Origin of the sequence: Bacillus sp. SD088, assembly GCF_017355205.1 — a bacterium.
Classification (GTDB): domain Bacteria; phylum Bacillota; class Bacilli; order Bacillales; family Bacillaceae_C; genus Lederbergia.
This window is the reverse complement of the sequence record NZ_JADIJK010000023.1, coordinates 83,020-92,103: the sequence shown is the minus strand read 5'-3', so window position 1 is coordinate 92,103 and position 9,084 is coordinate 83,020. Positions and strand designations below refer to the sequence as shown.

The following is a 9,084-nucleotide window of genomic DNA, read 5'->3' as shown; positions in this document are numbered from 1 at the left end:
TTCGTATATTTCCTACGCTAATGTATTGCAATGTTCGTCTTTGGAATTTAGCATTTTTTTGTCCCAGCTTTCTTTTGAAAATGAAAAAACATTAATCCCGAATGAATCGGCTGTATGCCTCCAGCAAAAGAAATTTCACTTTACTTTTCTCATATTTTTAGTAAAATGCCAACATTAAAATATATTTTTGGCTGAAATATGGTAATCTAAGATTACAGAATGGAAATAGGTGGGGTAAGATGAGGTTACTGTGGGATTTAGATGGAACAATTTTTAATACATATCCGGCGATTCTCGAGAGTTTTTGTACGGTGCATGAAGAGTATCATGGGAAGGTAGCGGATGAAGCGGAGGCCCTTCGATGGCTGAAACGAACGTCAAAGGAAGCTTTTGCTCATTTCGGTATTCCCGAACAATACCGCGATCGCTTTAAGGAGTTGGATCACGCACGTTCGGAGACAGGCAGTGAGCCTTTTGCTGGCGTGGAGAAAGTTTTATCAGCTGCAGAGATCAATGTGATTGTGACACATCGAACGCGCGAGTCGACAAAAGAGCTGTTGGAGAAATGGGGACTTGCACAGTACTTTGATGAGATTGTTAGCCCAGATGATGATGGATTCCCTCGTAAACCTGAAGTGGATGCTTATCGATACATACATAATAAATATCAATTAGATTGGGCAATTGGGGATCGGGCGCTTGATTTAATTCCCGCGAAGCAGGTAGGCTTAAGAACATGCGCCTTTCAAAATTCTGATATTGAAGCAGATCTTAAAATTGAAGAATATACGGATGAAGTTGTCGATCTTCTAAGGAGGCCGTTGGTATGAAAAAACGTGCTTTACTAAATGTAGATTATACGTATGATTTTGTTGCACCAGACGGAAAACTAACTTGTGGGAAGCCGGGACAAGATATTGAAGCGGCGATTGTTCAGGTGACGGAAAATTTTTTCGATGCAAATGAATATATAGTCTTAGCGATTGATAAACATGAGCAAGGAGATTCTCATCACCCAGAAACAAAACTTTTCCCCAAGCATAATGTGAGCGGAACAGCGGGAAGAGAGCTCTATGGTTCTCTACAAGACTGGTATAAGAAGAATAAACAAGCCACAAATGTTTACTATATGGATAAAACGAGATATAGTGCATTTGCAGGGACGAATTTAGAAATAAAGCTGCGGGAACGTGGAATTGAAGAAGTACATATTGTCGGTGTCTGCACAGATATTTGTGTGCTACACACGGCGATTGATGCTTATAATAATGGTTTCGATATCGTTCTTTACTCTGACGCTGTGGCAAGCTTTAACGAAGCAGGACATAAGTGGGCTCTTACTCATTTTACGAATACACTTGGAGCCAAAGTAACAACGGTTACTTAGAAAAGCGGAAGACGGTTGGTAAGGGACGACAAGCAAATGTTCCTGAACCTAAGAAGGGCGTTTTTTCCTTCAGAGATTCAGGGTTATTTGACCTCGAGCCCCTACTGCTTGGAGCTGGACACGAAAGAGTGAGTCGATGTTAACCTTATGTAAGCAGGTACTAAAAGTTTGCTAGTTGGGTGCTAGACCTAAATAAAGGGAGCTAATGAATATGAATAATCATTACGATGATGACAGTTTGACATTACATACAGATCTATACCAGATTAATATGGCGGAAACGTACTTCCGGGATGGAATCCATAACCGCAAAGCCGTATTTGATCTGTATTTTCGAAAATTACCCTTTGCGAATGGCTATGCGATTTTTGCCGGCTTGGAGAAAATCGTTCAATATATTGAGAATTTCAGATTTAGTGATACCGATATTGCCTATTTACGAAATGAATTACAATATAAAGAAGATTTTATCCAATTTTTACAAGGATTAAGATTCACAGGCACCATTCGTTCCATGAAAGAAGGGGAAGTGGTCTTTCAGAATGAACCGATACTACAAGTAGAAGCTCCGTTGGTGCAGGCTCAATTAGTGGAGACAGCGTTACTTAACATTGTGAATTACCAAACATTGATCGCCACGAAAGCCTCAAGGATCCGTCAAGTAGTTAATGATGAGTTGGCTTTGGAATTCGGAACAAGAAGAGCTCAGGAGACAGAGGCTGCCATATGGGGAACGAGAGCGGCGTTTATTGGCGGCTTTAATGGCACAAGTAATGTAAGGGCAGGAAAAATCTTTGGATTGCCTGTTTCCGGTACACATGCTCATGCGATGGTGCAGGCCTATCATGATGATTATACGGCGTTTAAAAAATATGCTGAGACCCATCAAGAATGTATTTTTCTCGTTGATACGTATGATACTTTACGGTCAGGAGTACCTGCAGCGATTAAAGTAGCAAAAGAATTCGGCGATAAAATTAATTTCAAGGGGATCCGTTTAGATAGTGGTGATATGGCCTTTCTATCAAAAGAAGCAAGAAGAATGTTAGATGAGGCAGGCCTGAAAGATGCGAAAATCTTTGCATCCAGTGATCTCGATGAATACACGATTTTGCATTTGAAGGCCCAAGGAGCCAAAATTGACTCTTGGGGAGTAGGGACAAAGCTGATTACCGCATATGACCAGCCTGCGCTGGGTGCTGTGTACAAATTAGTCGCCATCGAAAATGATCAGGGAGAAATGGAAGATACGATAAAAATTTCCAGCAATGCTGACAAAGTGTCCACACCAGGGAGAAAAAAGGTTTATCGGATTATAAATCGGTTAAATCATAAATCGGAGGGGGATTATATTACACTTTGGGATGAACAGCCTGCTGAGGAAGAGCGATTAAAAATGTTTCATCCAATTCATACGTATATTAGCAAGTATGTAACTGATTTCGAGGCCGTTCATTTACATCATGTTATTTTTGAAAACGGGGAACGGGTTTATCAACTGCCGGAACTTATGGAGATTCAAGCATATGCGAAGCAGGCTTTGCAGGTCTTATGGGATGAATATAAAAGGTCTTTAAACCCTGAAGAATATCCAGTTGATCTTAGTCAAAAATGTTGGGATAACAAAATGGATAATATTAAGAAAGTAAAAGAGGAAGTAAGGCGATTTAAACATTCTGCAGATAGTCAGTGAAGATAGGGAGGTTTTTTCATGGACACACTCCAGAAAAAAATTATTGAAGAATTAAAAGTGAGCCCAAACATTGATCCAAATGAAGAAATTCGCAAGAGCATTGATTTTATGAAAGCCTATTTGAATAAATATGGATTCTTTAATGGCTTTGTATTAGGTATTTCTGGCGGGCAAGACTCTACGCTTGTTGGTAAGCTTGCGCAAATGGCAGTGGATGAATTGAATCAGGAGCGTCAGGATAATAAATATCAATTTATTGCTTTAAAATTACCTTATGGGGCACAAGCGGATATGCAGGATGTAGAGGATGCCCTGACATTTATTCAACCGAGTCAAGTGTATGAGATAAATATTCAGGCTGCTGTGAATGCGAGTGTAAAAGCGATTCAGGATGCAGGAATTTCCATAAGTGATTTTACGAAAGGGAATGAGAAAGCCCGTGAGCGAATGAAAGCACAGTATAGTGTAGCTGCTCATTTTAATGCGATTGTGTTGGGAACAGATCATTCCGCTGAAGCCCTAACAGGCTTCTACACGAAATTCGGCGATGGAGGATCTGATTTAGTGCCCATTTATCGTTTGAATAAACGCCAAGGCCGTAAAATTCTTATGGAACTTGGATGCCCAGAGCATTTGTATCTGAAAATCCCTACCGCAGATCTTGAAGATGACCGCCCTTTAATTCCAGACGAGGTTGCACTAGGTGTTTCATATGAAGAAATCGATGATTACCTCGAAGGAAAGAAGGTACCAGAAACGGCCAAAAATACAATCGAAGCACTCTATCGCAAATCGGCTCATAAGCGCCACCTACCGATTAACATATTTGATGACTTTTGGCATTAATCGTTAACAAATTATACACAAAACCATAAAGGCAGAGTAAAAAGTGAGGAAAATTCAAAACTTTTTACCTGCCTTTTTTGTTATAATAAAGAAAAGCGAAAGCGCCTGTTCAACGGCGTACAAATTTAAAGACTTCTGACGAGATAAAGGAAACACGGCGAAGGATGAGCCGATGTTGACTTATCGTAGGAAGAAGGCGTAAATTTGCTAGTCGTTAGGCGCTGAAGCTAGCCAAAGAAAAGCGAAAGCGCCTGTTCATAAAGGAGGAACGGCTAAAGTCGCGCCGTCCTGGCGCAACGCCGTTCTGACCCACATCTTGTGGGCCTAAATTTAAAGACTTCTGACGAGATAAAGGAAACGTGAAATGCGAAAGACGGCTGATTAGGAGCGACAGGCAATTGTTCCGGAATCAAAGAAGGGTGAATTTTCCCTTCGGCGGTTCAGGGTTATTTTGCGGAACATCGGTTAAAGGCTCGACGTCCTGTCGAAACACCGATGGACTCGCATCCTGCGAGTCTCTCGCTCCTGCCGTCTGTAGCTAGACAACACGGCGAAGTGCGCAATCAGAAGTTGTAAGTTTGCTAGGAGCCAGAGCTAGCCATAGAAAGGTGTAAGCTTGCTATAAGTAGATGAGAAAATGGCCAGTGATTTAATATAATAGAGAGATGGTGTATGCTGCCGATGAATAGTGAGATGATGCAAAAACAAGTTCAGAAAATTATTGGAAATATTGAAGAGGTTATGATCGGGAAAACCGATATTACCCGTTTGAGTCTTGTAGCTTTATTAGCAGAAGGGCATGTTTTATTAGAGGATGTACCAGGGGTTGGAAAGACGATGATGGTCCGCGCCTTGGCTAAATCCGTAAATGCCACATTCAAACGTATCCAATTTACCCCCGATTTATTGCCATCAGATGTTCTAGGGGTATCCGTCTATAATCAGAAAGATATGGAATTTATTTTCAGGCCAGGCCCGATTATGGGGAATATTATTTTGGCTGATGAGATTAATCGTACTTCACCGAAAACACAATCCGCTCTTTTAGAAGGAATGGAGGAAAAGAGTGTCACAGTAGATGGGACGACTCTGCAATTGAAAAGTCCTTTTTTTGTGATGGCCACACAAAATCCGATTGAATATGAAGGAACCTATCCACTTCCCGAAGCTCAGCTTGATCGTTTCTTATTAAAAATGAGAATGGGGTATCCAGACCATTCGGAGGAAGTGGAAGTGTTGACGAGAGCACAAAGACATACTCCAATTGAAACATTAGACCCCGTTGTATCTCTTGAGACCTTAATCGAAATGCAGAAATATGTGAAAGACGTCTATGTAGAAGAAGGATTAAAATACTATATAGTAGAATTGGCCAGACAGACGAGAGAACATGAGGATGTTTATTTAGGGGCAAGCCCACGTGCTTCTATTGCTTTAATGAAAGCTGCACAAGCACATGCCTTCATTGCCGGGAGAGATTACGTGATACCGGATGATATTCAATATCTAACGCCGTATGTTTTTTCCCATCGTGTAATCTTAAGGCCAGAAGCTAAATACCAAGGAACAGATTCAGAAGATGTATTAGACCAGATTATTAGGAATACTGATGTTCCTATAAAAAGGACTGTTTGACGATGCTCAAAGCTAGATTGAAGCGTCTGCGACGATTTGAGTCCTTCTTCAGACTGGTGTTATTGCTTATTTTGCTAGGAAGCTCCTATGCTTTTGCGATGTTTCAAGGTGGGTTTGTCAGTTGGTTTATCTTTTATAGCTTTCTACCGTTTGCGCTATACTCCTTCCTGCTTTTATGTTATCCCTTGCATGGCTTTAAAATGGAAAGAAGGATGCCAAAGCGCCATTTAAAAGCGGGTGAAACGATTATAATTGAAATCACAGTTAAAAGAAAAATTCCTTTCCCGATTTTGTTTCTAGTGGTCGAGGATATTCTACCCGCCAGCATCCAATCCAAGCAGCATAAGCAATTGATTTTTCCTGGGTTCAAAACGAGGATCCACCTAAAATATCCATTAAAAGTCTCTAGAGGAGAATATAAGTGGGAAGGAATTCGCCTCATCACAGGAGATGTGCTAGGCATATTCAAAAAAGAAAGATGGTTTGATTATCAGCAAAGGGTCTTAGTTTATCCTCGATATGAGGAATTAATCTATAAACCATTGGAAAGTCGCTTTGAACATGGGGGTACCGTGAACCCAATGCAATTTCAAAGGGATACTTCTCTCGTTTCCAGTGTGAGGCAATATCAACCAGGTGACAGAGTCTCTTGGATTGACTGGAAGGCAACGGCGCGTACAAATACAATGATGTCAAAAGAATTCGAGGTAAGGCAAACGAATGACCTGATGATCGTCTTCGATCGGGTGAATACGGAGCACTTTGAGGCGGCGGTTGAATTTGCTGCATCACTAGTGAAAACAATTATTCAACATGGTGGGAAGCTTGGCTTTTTTTCGGTTGGAGAAAAAGTGACCTATATCCCCATTCGTGGAGAAGCTATGCAAGAGAGTGTAATCTTTGATCATCTTGCTCGAGTCCTGCCAAATTGCACGACCCCACTCGTTCAAGTAATGAAGAAAGAATTAGCTCCTTATCAGCCAACTGCTACGCTCGCGATCATTACTTCAACAGTTAATAAAAAGTTAATTGATGGATTAAGTGGGGAGTTAAGAAGAAGTGGTGGTACGATTGTTTATAATATTAAAAAGCGGGATACGCCAGCCAATCAAAATGAAGGAAAATATATTTCGCTTGCCAATCAGAGAGGGATTGTCGTAAAAACCCTCTATGAAGGCCAGTTTCGTGCGGCCTTTCTGGAGGCGTTGCAAGCATGAATCTTAAGCAAAAAAGCGATCTATTTCTCCTATATGGCTTAGGTTTTTTCTTATTATGGGAATGGCTACGGCCAATGGAATATATTACCAACACGGGACATGTTCATTATTTTGTTTATTTTCTTTTGCTTACCCTTTGTTTGTACTTTTTCCAAGTTCGCCCATGGGTTGGCTTTCTATTGAAACTCCTCATTATCTATTGTTTGCTCTTTCTTGTTTTTGGAAAAGGGAGCAGTGGTTTCGGTGGATGGAGTTATATCTTTCTTCAAGATAGTATAGATAACATCAAACTCCTGTTAACAAGACAATTTGATGGTTTATCGGATTTATTCCGTACAGGCCTTCTGTATATTCTTATCTGGATTGTTGCCTATCTGTTTCAATATTGGGTAGAAGTAAAAAGGAATATCTTTGTTTTCTTTATGATGACAATTTTTTATATAAGTGTACTGGATACCTTTACGAAATATGATGCAAAGTGGGCAATTATCCGCATTGTTTCAATCGGTTTTTTCTTGCTTGGGCTCCTCTTTTTCAAAAGGTTGCTTGAAAAGGAAAAGATCCAGATGCCATTCAAAGCAAAATGGAAGTGGACGTTTCCGCTTGTGATACTGGTTGGCATTAGTGTATTTATTGGTTATATGTCACCAAAAGCGGGACCGATTTGGCCTGATCCCGTGCCGTTTATTCAATCACAGGCAGATAATGTTTTGCCAAGAAATAATGAGCTGTCACGGATTGGATATGGGGAAGATGATTCAAGTTTAGGCGGCCCTTTTCTTCCGGATGATCGAGTAGTATTTGAGGCAGAAGCGCCAACACAGCAATATTGGCGGGTGGAAACAAAGGACATCTATACGGGAAAAGGCTGGGAAACATCGAAGGGTCAAAGCTCTCATGAAAATATTCAGCCAGGTGAGTATATCCCTATTGATCCACTTATGAATAATGAGCATAAAGAAATACAAGAAGCCCATATTACGATGAAAATCCCTTATCCGCATATCCTTATTCCATATGGATTTACGACAGTAAAAGGAAATGAAAATGGTTTTTTTCAATATGATGCCAGGTTAAATAAGCTGCGATCTTTTAATGAGCAAAATAAAGCTGTTGAACTGGAGCAATATACAGTCGAATATCAGGACACGGATGTTAGTATGGAACAAATGCGTGAGGTCAGTCATGATACTATTGATTCACAGATGGAAGAATGGATGGAATCCTATATACAATTACCTGATTCACTCCCTGAGCGTGTGAAAGAGCTTGCCCATGAGATTATGGGTGATGAGGATAATTGGTTTGATAAAGCGAAGGCAGTCGAACGGTATTTTAAAAATGGCGAGTTTACGTACAATCAATCAGAGGTTCCTGTCCCAGAAAGGGACCAGGATTATGTTGATCAGTTTCTCTTTGAGACAAAGCTGGGCTATTGTGATAACTTTTCTACGTCCATGGTGACAATGTTACGAGCGGAAGGAATTCCCGCGCGGTGGGCGAAAGGATATTCACATGGGCAATACAAGCCAGAAAACGGAAAATATGAAGTTACAAATAATAATGCACACTCTTGGGTAGAAGTCTTTTTCCCAACAGAAGGCTGGGTTCCATTTGAACCAACCATTGGTTTTCAAAACACCGTGAGCTATGCATATGATGAACAGGATAATGTTACATCACCAGATTCTTCAGATCCACAATCTTCAGAGCCTGAGGAACAAGCAAACGAAGAACCTAAAGAAGATGAGAATGAAGAAGTACAACAAAAGAAACAGGAGAATCCGGGTTCTGCAAAAAAAGAAACCATTTCTTTAAAGGAATATCAAAAGTATTTTATCTATCTACTGATTGCTATGATGATCATCGGGTTCTTATTATATATGACAAGAAGAAAATGGATCCCTTATTATTGGTTATATGTATATAAGCAGAACTTTGATCAAGAGCGATTGATAGAGGCTTATGAAAAACTGTTGAAACAGCTAGCAAGGGTGGGAGTAAAACGAGAAAAGGGCCAAACCCTTCGTGATTTTGCCGCATATGTGGATGCCTATTATGAAACGAAAGATATGGGGATCTTAACAATGAACTATGAAAAGTTAGTTTACCAATCTCCTTCTAGCGAGCAAATCGACCTGAATGCGACCAAGGAATTATGGGAAAATTTAATAAAAAAAGCAACAGGTTGACCATGGGCCGTTTTCAAGTATAAAATGAGATAACACAGATCACGCATCTACTAGTCTGGGCGATGAGCTGAAATGCTCCTTCGAAAATCGAGGGAGCATTTCAATCGTCTTACA

General features: G+C 40.4%; 7 protein-coding genes. All 7 read left to right on the top strand.

Annotation, left to right across the window (positions count from 1 at the left end):
* Positions 1-239: 239 nt before the first annotated feature.
* The 7 genes from IPU53_RS18590 (at position 240) to IPU53_RS18560 (ending at position 8,970) form a co-directional block, all read left to right on the top strand.
* Complete coding sequence (locus IPU53_RS18590; RefSeq protein ID WP_207452489.1) at positions 240-830, top strand: HAD hydrolase-like protein; 591 nt, start codon at positions 240-242, stop codon at positions 828-830.
* Positions 827-1,387, top strand: coding sequence for a cysteine hydrolase family protein (locus IPU53_RS18585; protein ID WP_207452488.1), 561 nt, complete (start codon positions 827-829; stop codon positions 1,385-1,387). The genes IPU53_RS18590 and IPU53_RS18585 overlap by 4 nt, the downstream gene beginning before the upstream one ends.
* A gap of 211 nt (positions 1,388-1,598) precedes the next feature.
* Positions 1,599-3,080 carry a nicotinate phosphoribosyltransferase gene (locus IPU53_RS18580; RefSeq protein ID WP_207452487.1) on the top strand — a complete coding sequence of 494 codons (1,482 nt, stop codon included), beginning with the start codon at positions 1,599-1,601 and terminating at the stop codon, positions 3,078-3,080.
* Positions 3,081-3,098: 18 nt separating this feature from the next.
* Complete coding sequence (nadE, locus tag IPU53_RS18575) at positions 3,099-3,926, top strand: ammonia-dependent NAD(+) synthetase (protein ID WP_207452486.1); 828 nt, start codon at positions 3,099-3,101, stop codon at positions 3,924-3,926.
* Positions 3,927-4,607: 681 nt separating this feature from the next.
* Positions 4,608-5,561 (top strand): AAA family ATPase, encoded by a 954-nt coding sequence (locus tag IPU53_RS18570; protein WP_207452485.1) that lies wholly within the window; start codon positions 4,608-4,610, stop codon positions 5,559-5,561.
* A gap of 2 nt (positions 5,562-5,563) precedes the next feature.
* Positions 5,564-6,778, top strand: coding sequence for a DUF58 domain-containing protein (locus IPU53_RS18565; RefSeq protein ID WP_207452484.1), 1,215 nt, complete (start codon positions 5,564-5,566; stop codon positions 6,776-6,778).
* Positions 6,775-8,970, top strand: a complete 2,196-nt coding sequence (locus IPU53_RS18560; protein WP_207452483.1) for a transglutaminase-like domain-containing protein — start codon at positions 6,775-6,777, stop codon at positions 8,968-8,970. The genes IPU53_RS18565 and IPU53_RS18560 overlap by 4 nt, the downstream gene beginning before the upstream one ends.
* Positions 8,971-9,084: the final 114 nt, after the last annotated feature.

Coding starts and splice junctions, on each gene's coding strand:
- IPU53_RS18560 (WP_207452483.1), top strand. CDS start 6,775: ATGAATCTTAAGCAAAAAAGCGATCTATTTCTCCTATATGGCTTAGGT.
- IPU53_RS18580 (WP_207452487.1), top strand. CDS start 1,599: ATGAATAATCATTACGATGATGACAGTTTGACATTACATACAGATCTA.
- IPU53_RS18565 (WP_207452484.1), top strand. CDS start 5,564: ATGCTCAAAGCTAGATTGAAGCGTCTGCGACGATTTGAGTCCTTCTTC.
- IPU53_RS18570 (WP_207452485.1), top strand. CDS start 4,608: ATGAATAGTGAGATGATGCAAAAACAAGTTCAGAAAATTATTGGAAAT.
- IPU53_RS18585 (WP_207452488.1), top strand. CDS start 827: ATGAAAAAACGTGCTTTACTAAATGTAGATTATACGTATGATTTTGTT.
- nadE (WP_207452486.1), top strand. CDS start 3,099: ATGGACACACTCCAGAAAAAAATTATTGAAGAATTAAAAGTGAGCCCA.
- IPU53_RS18590 (WP_207452489.1), top strand. CDS start 240: ATGAGGTTACTGTGGGATTTAGATGGAACAATTTTTAATACATATCCG.